This is a genomic window from Pseudomonas sp. JS3066, assembly GCF_036328175.1.
In the GTDB taxonomy this organism is placed as follows: domain Bacteria; phylum Pseudomonadota; class Gammaproteobacteria; order Pseudomonadales; family Pseudomonadaceae; genus Metapseudomonas.
This window is the reverse complement of sequence record NZ_CP143312.1, coordinates 1567679-1580372: the sequence shown is the minus strand read 5'-3', so window position 1 is coordinate 1580372 and position 12694 is coordinate 1567679. Positions and strand designations below refer to the sequence as shown.

Here is a 12694-nt window from a genome sequence, read left to right as displayed (position 1 = left end):
GCGAGGTTCAAAACAGCAGACAACACTTACGACCTAACCGACGAACTGCATTACAGATCAATCGTTGACCCGATCCCGGAGTTCCTTACCCGGCTTGAAGTGGGGCACGTATTTTCCATCCAGACGCACTGACTCACCAGTCTTGGGATTCCGCCCGACTCGAGGCGCGCGAAAATGAAGAGAGAAGCTCCCAAACCCACGAATCTCAATTCGATCCCCCGTCGCCAAGGCCTGGGACATCTGTTCGAGCATAGTCTTGATGGCAAGCTCAACATCCTTCGATGAAAGCTGGCCCTGATGGGTAACGATTCGTTCGATCAACTCCGACTTGGTCATGGTTTTCCCTTCTAATTCAAGCGGCTAGATCAGCTCTATGAGTTTTTAGCACGCCGGCCAGGCTTTGAACAGCCCGGACGCCAGAAGAGAAAACGCAGACAACAAAAAGGGCGGCCTAGGCCGCCCTTTTTGCTAATGGAGCAGGGTGATTAGCCCTGGTTCTCCATCTGAGCACGGATCAGGTCACCAATAGTGGTCGGGCCGGTGGACTCGACTTCCTGCTTGCGCAGTTCCTTCATGGCGTCCTTCTCGTCATCAACGTCCTTGGACTTGATGGAGAGGCTGATTACGCGGCTCTTACGGTCGATGCTGATGATCTTGGCTTCGACTTCTTCGCCTTCCTTCAGCACGTTGCGAGCGTCTTCAACGCGGTCACGGCTGATTTCGGAAGCCTTCAGAACACCTTCGATCTCGCCGCCGAGGCTGATTACAGCACCCTTGGCGTCAACTTCTTTCACGGTGCCGCGAACGATGCTGCCCTTCTCGTGCATGGAGGCGTAGCTGGAGAACGGATCGTCTTCCAGTTGCTTGATGCCCAGGGAGATGCGCTCACGCTCCGGATCAACGGAGAGGATGACGGTTTCCAGCTCGTCGCCCTTCTTGAAACGGCGTACGGCTTCTTCGCCAACTTCGTTCCAGGAGATGTCGGACAGGTGAACCAGACCGTCGATACCACCTTCCAGGCCGATGAAGATACCGAAATCGGTGATCGACTTGATGGTGCCGGAGATCTTGTCGCCCTTGTTGAAGCGGCTGGAGAAGTCTTCCCACGGGTTGGACTTGCACTGCTTGATGCCCAGGGAGATACGACGACGCTCTTCGTCGATGTCCAGAACCTGAACTTCCACTTCGTCGCCAACCTGAACGACTTTCGACGGGTGGATGTTTTTGTTGGTCCAGTCCATTTCGGAAACGTGTACCAGGCCTTCCACACCCTCTTCCAGCTCGGCGAAGCAGCCGTAGTCGGTGAGGTTGGTTACGCGGGCGGTCACACGAGTGCCTTCCGGGTAACGAGCCTTGATGGCAACCCATGGGTCTTCGCCCAGTTGCTTCAGACCCAGGGAGACGCGGTTGCGCTCGCGGTCGAACTTCAGGACCTTCACGTCGATCTCGTCGCCAACGTTGACGATCTCGGACGGGTGCTTGATGCGCTTCCAAGCCATGTCGGTGATGTGCAGCAGGCCGTCTACGCCGCCCAGGTCAACAAACGCACCGTAGTCGGTGAGGTTCTTGACGATACCTTTGACTTGCTGGCCTTCCTGCAGGGATTCCAGCAGAGCTTCGCGCTCGGCGCTGTTCTCGGCTTCCAGGACGCTGCGACGGGAAACGACAACGTTGTTGCGCTTCTGATCCAGCTTGATGACCTTGAACTCGAGTTCCTTGCCTTCCAGGTGGGTGGTGTCGCGTACGGGACGCACGTCGACCAGGGAGCCCGGCAGGAACGCGCGGATGCCGCTGACGTCGACGGTGAAACCGCCCTTGACCTTGCCATTGATAACGCCCTTGACCACTTCTTCGGCGTTGAAGGCGGCTTCCAGAACCAGCCAGGACTCGGCGCGCTTGGCTTTTTCGCGGGACAGCTTGGTTTCACCGAAGCCGTCTTCCACCGCGTCAAGCGCAACGTGGACCTCGTCACCCACTTTGATGGTCAGTTCGCCTTGTTCGTTATAGAACTGCTCGACCGGGATGACGCCCTCGGATTTCAGGCCAGCATGGACGGTGACCCAGTCACCATCAATGTCGACCACGATGCCGGTGATGATGGCACCCGGCTGCATGTCGAGGGATTTCAGGCTTTCTTCAAAAAGTTCTGCAAAGCTTTCGCTCATGTTCATACCTGTAGTCAAAGGCCAGGAAAGGCCCTATTCCGCACTCCAGCCAATGCGGTCAAGTCATCAATAGAAGCGACGGGGATCGAAGCTGGTATCCCGCGCCGCCCCGGTGGCGTCGTCTTCCGCGAATGCGGAAACCGACGCAAAACTCGGGGTTGACATTGGCTTTTTCAACCTCCGGACGGAGGAATCGATCCAACATAAGGGCTGGAATGGTAGCAATGGGGTTGACGCCCGTCAATCACGCAGCCCAGCCATATAGATAGGGGTGCGGCAGTCTACAGCAGGCGGTCTTCGCGCTGCAGATAAAGCGCCAGGCGGCGCAGCATCAAGTCGCACTCCGCCAGCTGTTCCAAGCTGACGTATTCGTCGGGCTTATGGCCTTGATCCATGCTGCCCGGGCCACAGACGACAGTTGGAATGCCGGCCTGGTCGAACAACCCGCCCTCGGTGCCAAATGCCACTGTGCCGAACTCCGCCGAACCACAGATAAGTGCCAACAGACGAGCTGCTTCACTGTCGGGCGGAGTGGCCAGCCCCGGATAGGCACTCAATGGCCTCAGGCTGATGCCCGTGTTCGCTTGTACCCTGCGCATCTGCGGTGCCAGCTCGGCCTCGGCATAAACCTGCAGCTCATCGGCCACCTGCTGCGCATCGAATCCCGGCAGAGCACGCACCTCGAAGTCGAACTCGCATTCCGCCGGGACGATATTCAACGCCCGTCCGCCTTTGATGGTGCCAGTCTGCACCGTGGAAAAAGGTGGATCGAAACGCTCGTCATGGCGTTCCGGCCGGGCCAGATCCGCGCCAATCTCGCCCAGCTTGCCAATCAGCCGCGCCGCGTACTCGATGGCATTCACGCCATAGGGCGCGTAGGCGGAATGGCAGGCGGCACCTTGAATCTGACAGCGCATGGCCAGCTTGCCCTTATGGCCTAGCACCGGCTTCAACTCCGTGGGTTCGCCGATCAGGCACAAGCGCGGCTTATGTGGACGCTTCTCCAACTCCGCCAGCATGGGCCGCACACCCAGGCAGCCCACCTCCTCGTCATAAGAGAAGGCCAGATGTACCGGAAGCGTCAGCGGCTGCTCCAGAAAGGCTGGTACTGCGGCCAGGACGGAGGCGATGAAGCCTTTCATATCCGCCGTACCGCGCCCATACAAGCGCCCTTCCCTCTCCGTCAGCCTGAACGGCTCGACCGTCCAGGCCTGCCCCTCCACAGGCACTACGTCGGTATGACCTGAAAGCACAACGCCACCTCGGTCGCGAGGACCGATGGTGGCGAACAGGTTGGCCTTGGTGCGCTCCAGGTTGTAGAAGAGCTCGCTTTCCACGCCGAGCCCCGCCAGGTAATCGCGGATGAAGGCGATCAACTCCAGGTTGGAATCCCGACTGACGGTAGCGAAACCGATCAGTCGTTCGAGCAGATCGCGACTGGACACTTCACTCATCACCCGGCACCCCATAGCTGGGAGCCGCCGTCGGATTCAGCGCACGGGTGACATAGTCCTGCATCTGCGGCCGATAGGCCCGCCAGAGCGTCTCCAGCTGGCCGATGGGATCCTCATCCGCCCAGTCGACCCGCAGATCGACGAGCGGCCAAGTGAGATCACCCATCACCTTTAGTGCTGCAGAGTGAACCGGACCCGCTTCGCCACCTGCGGCCATCGCGGCATGCATGGCCGCCAGCAGACGGTCCGCGAGAAGCCCGGGTGCAGACTCGAATGCCTGCACCATGGCTTCAATTACTTGGGTTGCAGACAATAGATTCCCTGCTGCGACGCACTGCTCGCCAGCAACCGCGTTGTGAACGCCCAGAGCCTCGCTACCACTGAACAGCGCGGTGCGGCCCTGGCTATCGATCACCGTGACCTGGCGATATTGGCTCCAGCCGTTGGTGCTGAGCGCCCGATCAAGGGCTGCCGCAGGCTCCAGTTGCTGCGCGTCGAGCAGATCGAGAATCTGCGGCCCCAGGGCCGGCAGGGTGACGTTCTGGGTCGCCACCGCACCAACCCCGGCCCGCACCCAGGGGCAACGGGCGCCGACCGCGATACTCGACGAGCTGATGGCGATGCCGAGCTGACCCGTTTCAGGGCAGCGTCCGATGATAGAGAACGTCATGGTCCTGCTCCTTATGCCTGTGCCGACTGCCAGTCGTCCGGAATTACCGCGATCACATCAATCTCCATCAGCCACTGGGGCTGGCCCAGGGCCGAAACCACCAACCCGGTAGAGATCGGGAATACGCCTTTGAGCCATTTGCCGACTTCCTGGTAGACCGGCTCGCGGTAGCGTGGATCGATCAGGTAGGTGGTGGTCTTGACGATGTGGGACAGGTCGCTGCCCGCCTCTTCCAGCAACTGCTTGACGTTTTTCATCGCCTGCTCGGTCTGGGCGCGCGGATCGCCGAGGCCGACCAGTCGACCTTCGAAATCCGTACCGACCTGGCCGCGCACATAGACGGTGTTGCCGGCACGCACGGCCTGGCACAGGTCGTTGTCCAGCGACTGGTTCGGATAGGTGTCCTTGGTATTGAACATGCGAATGCGAGTATGGGTAGGCATCGAATCACTTCCAGAAATCTGATTGTTTGAACACACGAATAGCGGCAGTCGCCTGCACGGAAACGTTTTCGCTCAGTCTTTCGCCTGGCGCTGAGAGGCATCGCGGTAGGCGAGATACTTGTGCTGGGTAGCAATGTGGTCGGCGATATGCTTGGCGTCGTGCCAAACACCCCAGATAAAGGTGGAGCCACGACGGGAAAGCCACGGCAGGCCGAGGAAATAAACGCCCGGCTCGGCCGACACACCGCGCTGGTGTTGCGGCTTGCCCTTGGCGTCGAAGGCATTGACCTTCAGCCAGCTGTAATCGACCGCGTAACCGGTTGCCCAGATGATCGAGGTAACCCCTGCCTTCGCCAGGTCCAGCTCGAGAATCGGATTGCTCATGCATTCCGGGTCCGGGTAAGTAGCGCGGGCTTCGGGCTCCTCCGGGAGGTCGAGTCCATTGCGCTCGATGTAAGCGTCCGCTGCATCCAGCAGGGACAGGTAGTTCTCATCACCGCGGGCGATGTTCTCCACAAGGTCTGCCTGGAAGGTGACCGCGTCGCCATCGAACGACTTGGTGAGCCCAACCAACGTCACTCCCTGATGGGCCAGTCCACGGAAGTCGACCGTATGGCCACCACGGGCCCCGCTCACGGCGATGGTCACGTGTTCCTTGCCAGGTTGGGCGGCCTCCGCGTCCCACAGACCGAGCACGCCAAGCCACCAGCAGAAATCACGGTTGCGATAGGCGCGCGGCGGACGATCATGCGGCCCGACCGAAAGGTAGACCTGCTTGCCGGCACGCTGCAGCTCATCGGCAATCTGCACGCCCGAGGACCCGGCCCCAACCACCAGCACGCCGCCTTCAGGCAGTTGCTGCGGATTGCGGTACTGGGCCGAGTGAATCTGCGTGACCCTTGCATTGGTCGGCGCAATCGGCGGAATGATCGGGCGCTGGAAAGGCCCGGTAGCGGCCACCACTCGGTTTGCCTGGATCACACCCTCGGAGGTTTCGATGGTGAACCCCGGACGGTCGCTATTGCGCACCACTGATTTCACTTCCACGCCGGTGCGGATCGGGGCATCGAACTGCTTGGCGTAGGCTTCGAAGTAAGCTGCAACCTGCTCTTTGGGAGCGAAGGCGTCGGGATCGAGGTCGAATTCCAACCCGGGGAAGCGGTCGTGCCAGGCCGGCCCATTGGCCACCAGCGAATCCCAGCGCCCGGTGCGCCAGGCTTCCGCGATTCGATTGCGCTCCAGTACCAGATGCGGTACCCCGAGCTTGGTCAGGTGCTCACTCATGGCCACGCCGGCCTGACCGGCACCAACAACCAGCGTATCGATCTCTATTCTTTCAACTGCCTTGTCCGCGTACTTCTGAAACGCGGTCTGGTTCAGGTCGGTCATCGCTTGCCTCCTCTGACTCTGATCATTCTTGTTCTGCTGATGCGGCTAACTGTGGGGGTGTTGGCCGCATTCTGTTCAGAGCGAGGCAATCGCGAAATTATGATTTTTGTAGTCGCTGGCTAGGAAAAAGCTGCCAGCACGAAAAGCGCCCGGCCCGCGCGCCAGAAGGCTTTGGATATAGGTTTTTTAGCTTCAGGCGCGACAAAATAAATAGTGTCGTTTCGCTCAAAGGGCGCAGCATTTCAGAACTGGGAGACTGGCTGCCGCCAACTGGGACCCACTGATCGAAATGCATTTGCCGCGCCCCCGTCGCGCCTGATATCTGTATATATCCACAGTAAAAGTCCAGTCTGCCTCCCTCACCATGCCCGCCACCCTCGACGATCCGTTCTACTACCTGCTCAACTTCCACACCCTGCTGGACTGGATCAGCGAGCGTTATCACGACCTCCTCGACGGAGACGAGCAGACGTTCATCGAGAATTTCCGCGCCCTGCCCCGCGCCTCCCAGGCGCTACTGGTTCGCATGGTGATGCGCAAGGGCACACTGTTCCGAGCCAGCAAGTTGAACTACGCAGAGATAGGCGATACCCGTGCGGCGGCCCTGCCGCTACTGGCGCTTGGCTGGCTGGATGCGGCGCCGGAACTGGACCTGGCGCAGCTATTCGGACTGCTTACGCTGGGCGAAGTGGATGCCTGCTTCGGCAAAGCGCCGGGGCGCAAGGCGGAGCGCCTGGAAAACCTGCTAACTCAATACAATGAAGGCCGTACCTTTGCGCTCTGGTGCCCGGCCAGCAGCGATTGCGTCTACGCCCTCGGACTGATGGATATCTGCGACCGCCTGAGGCTAATGTTCTTCGGCAACCTCTACCAGGACTGGTCCGAGTTCGTCCTCGCTGATCTGGGCATCTACCAGTACGAGAAGGTGGAGATCGACACCTCGGCGAGAGGTTTTCGCGAACGCGCAGACCTCGACTACTACCTTTACCTGCACCGTTTGCGGGAACGCTTCGAAGACGGCGAGGCAATCGAGCAATTGCTGCCTGAACTGCCCGCCGAGCCCCACGCCAACCCCTGGCTGGATGCACGTCGACGCAAGCTGCTGTTCCAGGTCGGCCAGCATTGCGAGCGCTGCGCGCTACTTGAAGCGGCGCTGGGCCTGTACGGCCTTTGCGACTATCCAGGGGCGCGGGTGCGGCGCATCCGCGTGCTCGAACGCCTGGAGGCCCATGACGATGCGTTCAGTCTCGCGCAATTCGCCAGTGGGGCGCCCGAGAGCGAGGAGGAGCAGCAGCACCTGACCCGCATCCTGCCGCGCTTGCGCCGGAAACTCGCGCTGCCAAAAGAGCCATCTGTCGGCCGCACAACGGTGCAGCGCATCGACCTCGTGTTGCCGCAGCCCCCTGAACCGCTCTCGGTGGAGCATGCCGTGCTGCTGCATTTCAACGACGACGGCGCGCCCGTGCACTACGTGGAGAACACCTTGCTGAACTCGCTGTTCGGCCTGCTGTGCTGGGACGCCATCTTCGCCGCGCTGCCCGGCGCTTTCTTTCATCCCTTCCACAATGGTCCGGCGGACCTGCTCAGCCCTGATTTCCGTGCGCGCCGGGCGGAAATGTTCGATGCCTGCCTGGCGCAACTGGACAGCGATGCCTACCAGACAAGCATTCGCCGGACCTTCGCCGCCAAACAGGGGGTACTGTCGCCCTTCGTCTACTGGGGCAACCTGGACAAAGACCTGCTCGACCAGGCCCTGGCCTGCCTGCCGGCCGTGCAGCTCAAAGCCTGCTTCCAGCGCATCCTCGCCGACATCAAGTCCAACCGCGCTGGCCTGCCGGATCTGATCCAGTTCTGGCCGGCCGAACGCCGCTATCGTCTGATAGAGGTGAAAGGCCCCGGCGACCGCCTGCAGGACAACCAGCTGCGCTGGCTGGAGTTCTGCGCCCAGCACGGGATTCCGGTGGAAGTCTGCTACGTGCAGTGGGCGGACGCCTGACGTGAGCTACAGCGTCGCCGTACGCGCGCTCTGCGAGTTCACCGCCAAGACAGGCGACCTCGACCTGCGCTTCACCCCGACGCCCACGGCCCAGGAAGGCATCGCGGGTCACGCGCTGGTGGCCAGCCGTCGTGGCGAGGGTTACCAGACGGAAGTGGCCTTGAGTGGTGAATTCGGCCCGCTGCGAGTGCGCGGTCGCGCTGACGGTTACGACCCGGCTCTGAATCGCCTGGAAGAAGTGAAGACCTATCGCGGTGATCTCCAGCGCATGCCGGATAACCACCGGCACTTGCACTGGGCCCAGGTCAAGGTCTACGGCTGGCTGCTCTGCCAGCAGCAGTCGCTGACGGAGATCGAACTGGCGCTGGTCTATTTCGATATCGGCAGCCAGAAGGAAACCCTGCTCACCGAACACCACACGGCCGAGGACCTGCGACTGTTCTTCGAATCCCAATGCCAACGCTTCATCGCCTGGGGGGAACAGGAACTCTCCCATGCAAAGGCGCGCAACACCGCTCTCGAAGCCCTGACCTTTCCCCATTCCGGATTCCGCCAGGGCCAGCGCCAGCTCGCCGAGGCCGTGTACAAGGCGGCAAGCACCGGCTGTTGCCTGATGGCTCAGGCACCCACCGGAATCGGCAAGACCCTCGGCACCCTGTTCCCCCTTCTCAAGGCGGTTCCGCGCCAAGGGCTGGACAAGGTGTTCTTCCTCGCGGCGAAAACACCCGGTCGCCAACTGGCCCTCGATGCCCTGCGCCAGATCGATGCCGAGCCCCTTCGAGTGCTGGAACTGGTCGCCCGCGACAAGGCTTGCGAACACCCGGAGAATGCCTGCCACGGCGAGTCCTGCCCCCTTGCCAGCGGCTTCTACGAACGCCTCCCAGGCGCTCGCAAGGCTGCAGCCGAGCGCCGTTGGCTCAACCGCGAAGCCATTCGCGAAGTGGCGCTTGCCCATCAGGTCTGCCCCTACTACCTGGCCCAGGAGATGGCGCGCTGGAGCGACGTGGTCGTGGGCGACTACAACTACTACTTCGACTCAAGCGCCCTTCTCCATGGGCTGGCCAACGCCAACCAATGGCGTGTCGCGGTGCTGGTGGACGAAGCCCACAATCTCGTGGAGCGGGCGCGCAAGATGTACTCGGCCGAGCTCGACCAGCTCAGCCTCAAGGTCTTGCGCAAGAACTCCCCGGCCGTGCTGAAAAAACCCCTGGAACGAGTGGGCCGCACCTGGAGTGAACTCAACAGGGAACAGGCCGGGGACTACCGCGCCTATGACTCGCCTCCGACAAAGCTGCTGAACGCACTTCAGGGCGCGGTCACTGCGATAACCGACTACCTCACCGAAAACCCCACCGCCATGGATGCCGCCCTGCAGGACTTCTACTTCGAAGCCATGCAGTTCGGGCGCATGGCCGAGCAATTCGGCAGCCATTCACTGTTCGACCTCAGCAAGCGACCTGGCAAGGGCGGGGCCAGCCTGTCACGCCTGTGCCTGCGCAATCTGATACCCGCGCCGTTCGTTGGTCCGCGGTTCGCCGCCAGCCACTCCACCGTGCTGTTCTCGGCCACCCTCAACCCGCGCCACTATTACGGCGACTTGCTCGGGCTGGCGCCCAACACACCCTGGCTGGAAGTGGACTCCCCCTTCAGCGCCGAACAGCTCCAGGTTCGGATTGCCGCCGACGTATCCACGCGCTACCAACACCGCAGCGCGTCGCTCGCCCCCATCACACGACTGATGGCCCGGCAGTTTGCGGAACGCCCCGGCAACTACCTGGCCTTCTTCAGCAGCTACGACTACCTGCAGCAGGTCGCCAGCCTGTTCGCCCGCGAACATCCGCAGGCTCCCATCTGGCTGCAGGCACGGCAGATGGACGAAGGAGCGCGCCAGGCATTCATCGAGCGTTTCGAGGCCGGCGGCCAAGGCATCGGTTTCGCCGTGCTAGGCGGTGCATTTGGTGAAGGTATCGACCTGCCCGGCGAGCGACTGATCGGCGCCTTCGTCGCCACCCTTGGCCTGCCACAGCTGAACCCTATCAATGAGCAGTTGAAGTTGCGCATGGCCGCGCAGTTCGGCGCCGGTTACGACTACGCCTATCTCTACCCAGGCTTGCAGAAAGTGGTACAGGCGGCCGGGCGCGTCATCCGCACGACCGAGGACAGGGGCGTACTGCACCTGATCGACGACCGCTTTGCGCGACCGGAGGTGCAGCGTCTGCTGCCCAGCTGGTGGGAGCTAGAGCCACGAACGTGAGGTGCCCCGCGCGCACCGCTGGCCCTTATGCCGGCTCAGTGGTGCGCATGGCGCACACCACGAATTCTCTGGGTGTGCACAAGGTCGCCCTGGGCGCCGAGTCGCTTAGCTATCGCCGGCAAACACCCATATCCACCTTGCCCACGAACGGATTGCCGTAGCCCATCACGCAGGCCACGCGCTGGTTGCGGTTGCGCTCCCAGGCCTCCACCGGGTACTGGCGGTTCCAGGCGTTGTAGAGCTTGCGATCCTGGCTGGAGAGGCGCAGGCCATAGCGGTCGCTCATATAGAAGTAGGTCCGCGCAATCATGCCGCGGATCTGCTGGCGCGGCATCGCCTTGCGCGCCTTGAAGTCCACCACCATGGGGCAAGCGCCGTACTGGCTCGGTTTCTGCGGCAGCCAGGCGAAGCTGTAGTTGCTGCGATCGCCGTTCACCTCGCCGATGCTCGGCACCAGGTTGTGCAGGTCGGCCTCGGCACGCTGATAGGTCGGATCATTCTCCGCGCAGTTCTTGCGCCCGCCCTTCTGCCAGCACTGGCGCTGATGGCCGATCACCCAGGCCGGCACGATGTGCTCCCACTCGATGCGTTGGGCCCGCTGCGGTGTCTTCCTCGGCACGTAACCGCAGCTTTTCAGATCCACGCGATTGCCCTGGTAACGGCAGCCGCAATAAAACTCCACCGGGTGCGTGGCGTAGAGCTTCCAGGCGGCCTTCTTGGCTTCGTTGAACGTGCGCGGTGCGGCGGCTTCGGTGGCTGCGGAAAACAACAGGCAAAACAGCAGGATAGAGCGAATCATCAGGCTTCTTCTTCCCGGGTACTGCGTCAGGGGGAAATGACTGACAACAGATTTTTCCTTTGGTTTGGTTGCCATCAGACGGCGGCAACTGATATCTGTATAAATATACAGTAATCCAGGAAAAGTCCTATGCCTGTATCAGCCCCGATCCGATTGCCCATACCCGAGCAACCTGTTCCATCAAACGTTCCGCTGCCCTACCAGCTGCCGCTGCCCTTCCCACCCCGTGGCCAGGTGCAGCCCTTGTTCGCCAGCCGGCGGCTGCACTGAATCCGTCCGAGGAAGACCCGATGCTGGACGTACGCCAGTTGAAATACACCGTGAGCCGCATGGCCCCGGAAGAAATCCGCGAAGCGGTGGAAGAATTACGCCTGGAAGGTCTGGTGACCGATGGCAAGACGCCCTTCGGTCGACTGCACTTCAACACCTGCCTGGCGGAGATAGAGGCTCTGTTCCAGCGTGCCGGCTATCACCGGCAACTGGATGTCGTGGGTTACCAGGGCCAGGCCTACGCCCTGTTCGACCCGGCCCGCTGGGAGCCGGTGCAAGTGCTGCGGTGGCTGAAGGATTATGTGGACTCGCGCCAGACGGAAAGCGCCTAGCCAGTTGCTAGCGCTTCTGCGCGTAGGCCATGAACAGACCGCTGCCGACGATGATGGCGATGCCGAGCAGGCCGATCTGATCCGGCGCGTGGTTGAACAGCAGCAACCCCAGCAGGCCGGCGAAAACGATCTGTCCATAACCGAAGGGCGCCAGCAGCGGCGGCGACGCGTGGCGGAACGCCTGGGTCAGCAGCATGTGCCCGCCCATGCCACAGGTGCCCAGGGCCAGCATCAACAAACCATGGCTGAGGTTGTCCGGCAGATGCCAGAAGAACGGCACCAGAGCACTCATGATCAGCGTGTTGGTCAGGCCGGTGATGAAGTTGCTGGTGGCTGAGCTGTCGGTGCGGGTGAGAATGCGCGTCAGCAATTGGTAGAAGGCAAAGCACACGGCCGCAGCCAACGGAAACAGAACGGCCGGGGTGAACAGCGAACCGCCTGGGCGCACGATCAGCAGCACTCCAGCGAATCCCACCAGCACCGCCCCCCACTGCCCGCGAGAAACCCGCTCGCGCAGCAGGGGTACCGAAAGCATCGTGACCAATAGTGGCGCGAGGAAGATTACCGAGGTCGCCTCGGCCAGCGGGATATAGCGCAGACCGGTCGTGAACAGCAGGCTCACCCCGATCAGACAGAGCGCTCGTGCTATCTGCAGCATCGGGCGCTTGGTGCGAAGTACCCGGGTGCCTTCGCGCGGCAGCAGGAAGCCCGCCATCAGCAGCGTGTGCACCAGATAGCGCACCCAGACCACCATCACGATGGGGTAGAAGGCCGACAGGTACTTGGAAATCGCGTCGTGGCTGGAGAACAGGAAAGTAGCCAGGCAGACCAGCACGATGCCTTTCAGCGGCTGGTCGATGCGTTGCGACAAGGGGCTATGGGAGCTCATCAGGGGTCCGGGGCGTCTGCCGGGGAAGGGCTT

11 protein-coding genes are annotated in these 12694 nt (G+C 61.7%); 3 read left to right on the top strand and 8 right to left on the bottom strand.

The genetic code is table 11. The features are described from left to right. Window positions 1–57: 57 nt before the first annotated feature. The 6 genes from ihfB to SA496_RS07375 form a co-directional block, all read right to left on the bottom strand. The gene (ihfB, locus tag SA496_RS07400; RefSeq protein ID WP_330115211.1) at window positions 58–336 is read right to left on the bottom strand and encodes an integration host factor subunit beta; all 279 of its coding nucleotides are present in this window, start codon (window positions 334–336) and stop codon (window positions 58–60) included. Window positions 337–485: 149 nt separating this feature from the next. After that, on the bottom strand, window positions 486–2165 hold the full coding sequence (rpsA, locus tag SA496_RS07395; protein WP_077525291.1) for a 30S ribosomal protein S1: 1680 nt from the start codon (window positions 2163–2165) through the stop codon (window positions 486–488). A 281-nt stretch (window positions 2166–2446) separates the two neighbouring features. Beyond that, a complete protein-coding gene (gene argE, locus SA496_RS07390) occupies window positions 2447–3619 on the bottom strand; it encodes an acetylornithine deacetylase (RefSeq protein WP_330115210.1) in 1173 nt (390 codons plus the stop codon). Further along, window positions 3612–4289, bottom strand: coding sequence for a DUF1028 domain-containing protein (locus SA496_RS07385; protein ID WP_120651813.1), 678 nt, complete (start codon window positions 4287–4289; stop codon window positions 3612–3614). Before SA496_RS07385 ends, argE begins: the two co-directional genes overlap by 8 nt. Window positions 4290–4300: 11 nt before the next feature. Next, window positions 4301–4732 (bottom strand): RidA family protein, encoded by a 432-nt coding sequence (locus SA496_RS07380; RefSeq protein WP_077525271.1) that lies wholly within the window; start codon window positions 4730–4732, stop codon window positions 4301–4303. Between the two features lie 72 nt (window positions 4733–4804). Further along, window positions 4805–6121: a flavin-containing monooxygenase gene (locus SA496_RS07375; protein ID WP_330115209.1), complete on the bottom strand. Its 1317-nt coding sequence runs from the start codon at window positions 6119–6121 to the stop codon at window positions 4805–4807. A 364-nt stretch (window positions 6122–6485) separates the two neighbouring features. Here SA496_RS07375 and SA496_RS07370 point away from each other — a divergent pair, with 364 nt between their 5' ends. Next, entirely contained in the window at window positions 6486–8117 is a 1632-nt protein-coding gene (locus SA496_RS07370) for a VRR-NUC domain-containing protein (protein WP_120651815.1), read from the top strand. A gap of 1 nt (window position 8118) precedes the next feature. After that, the gene (locus SA496_RS07365) at window positions 8119–10371 is read left to right on the top strand and encodes an ATP-dependent DNA helicase (RefSeq protein WP_280359959.1); all 2253 of its coding nucleotides are present in this window, start codon (window positions 8119–8121) and stop codon (window positions 10369–10371) included. A 109-nt stretch (window positions 10372–10480) separates the two neighbouring features. On the opposite strand, the gene SA496_RS07360 is transcribed toward SA496_RS07365, so the two are convergent. Continuing rightward, the gene (locus SA496_RS07360) at window positions 10481–11170 is read right to left on the bottom strand and encodes an endonuclease (RefSeq protein WP_371924370.1); all 690 of its coding nucleotides are present in this window, start codon (window positions 11168–11170) and stop codon (window positions 10481–10483) included. A 290-nt stretch (window positions 11171–11460) separates the two neighbouring features. Here SA496_RS07360 and SA496_RS07355 point away from each other — a divergent pair, with 290 nt between their 5' ends. Continuing rightward, window positions 11461–11772, top strand: a complete 312-nt coding sequence (locus tag SA496_RS07355) for a transcriptional regulator (RefSeq protein ID WP_120651817.1) — start codon at window positions 11461–11463, stop codon at window positions 11770–11772. A 7-nt stretch (window positions 11773–11779) separates the two neighbouring features. On the opposite strand, the gene SA496_RS07350 is transcribed toward SA496_RS07355, so the two are convergent. Further along, window positions 11780–12661 (bottom strand): DMT family transporter, encoded by an 882-nt coding sequence (locus SA496_RS07350; protein ID WP_120651818.1) that lies wholly within the window; start codon window positions 12659–12661, stop codon window positions 11780–11782. Between the last annotated feature and the right edge of the window lie 33 nt (window positions 12662–12694).

What these genes read in the sequence shown, in the direction of transcription:
- ihfB (WP_330115211.1), bottom strand. Translation starts at nt 336, where the DNA reads ATGACCAAGTCGGAGTTGATCGAACGAATCGTTACCCATCAGGGCCAG.
- rpsA (WP_077525291.1), bottom strand. Translation starts at nt 2,165, where the DNA reads ATGAGCGAAAGCTTTGCAGAACTTTTTGAAGAAAGCCTGAAATCCCTC.
- argE (WP_330115210.1), bottom strand. Translation starts at nt 3,619, where the DNA reads ATGAGTGAAGTGTCCAGTCGCGATCTGCTCGAACGACTGATCGGTTTC.
- SA496_RS07385 (WP_120651813.1), bottom strand. Translation starts at nt 4,289, where the DNA reads ATGACGTTCTCTATCATCGGACGCTGCCCTGAAACGGGTCAGCTCGGC.
- SA496_RS07380 (WP_077525271.1), bottom strand. Translation starts at nt 4,732, where the DNA reads ATGCCTACCCATACTCGCATTCGCATGTTCAATACCAAGGACACCTAT.
- SA496_RS07375 (WP_330115209.1), bottom strand. Translation starts at nt 6,121, where the DNA reads ATGACCGACCTGAACCAGACCGCGTTTCAGAAGTACGCGGACAAGGCA.
- SA496_RS07370 (WP_120651815.1), top strand. Translation starts at nt 6,486, where the DNA reads ATGCCCGCCACCCTCGACGATCCGTTCTACTACCTGCTCAACTTCCAC.
- SA496_RS07360 (WP_371924370.1), bottom strand. Translation starts at nt 11,170, where the DNA reads ATGATTCGCTCTATCCTGCTGTTTTGCCTGTTGTTTTCCGCAGCCACC.
- SA496_RS07355 (WP_120651817.1), top strand. Translation starts at nt 11,461, where the DNA reads ATGCTGGACGTACGCCAGTTGAAATACACCGTGAGCCGCATGGCCCCG.
- SA496_RS07350 (WP_120651818.1), bottom strand. Translation starts at nt 12,661, where the DNA reads ATGAGCTCCCATAGCCCCTTGTCGCAACGCATCGACCAGCCGCTGAAA.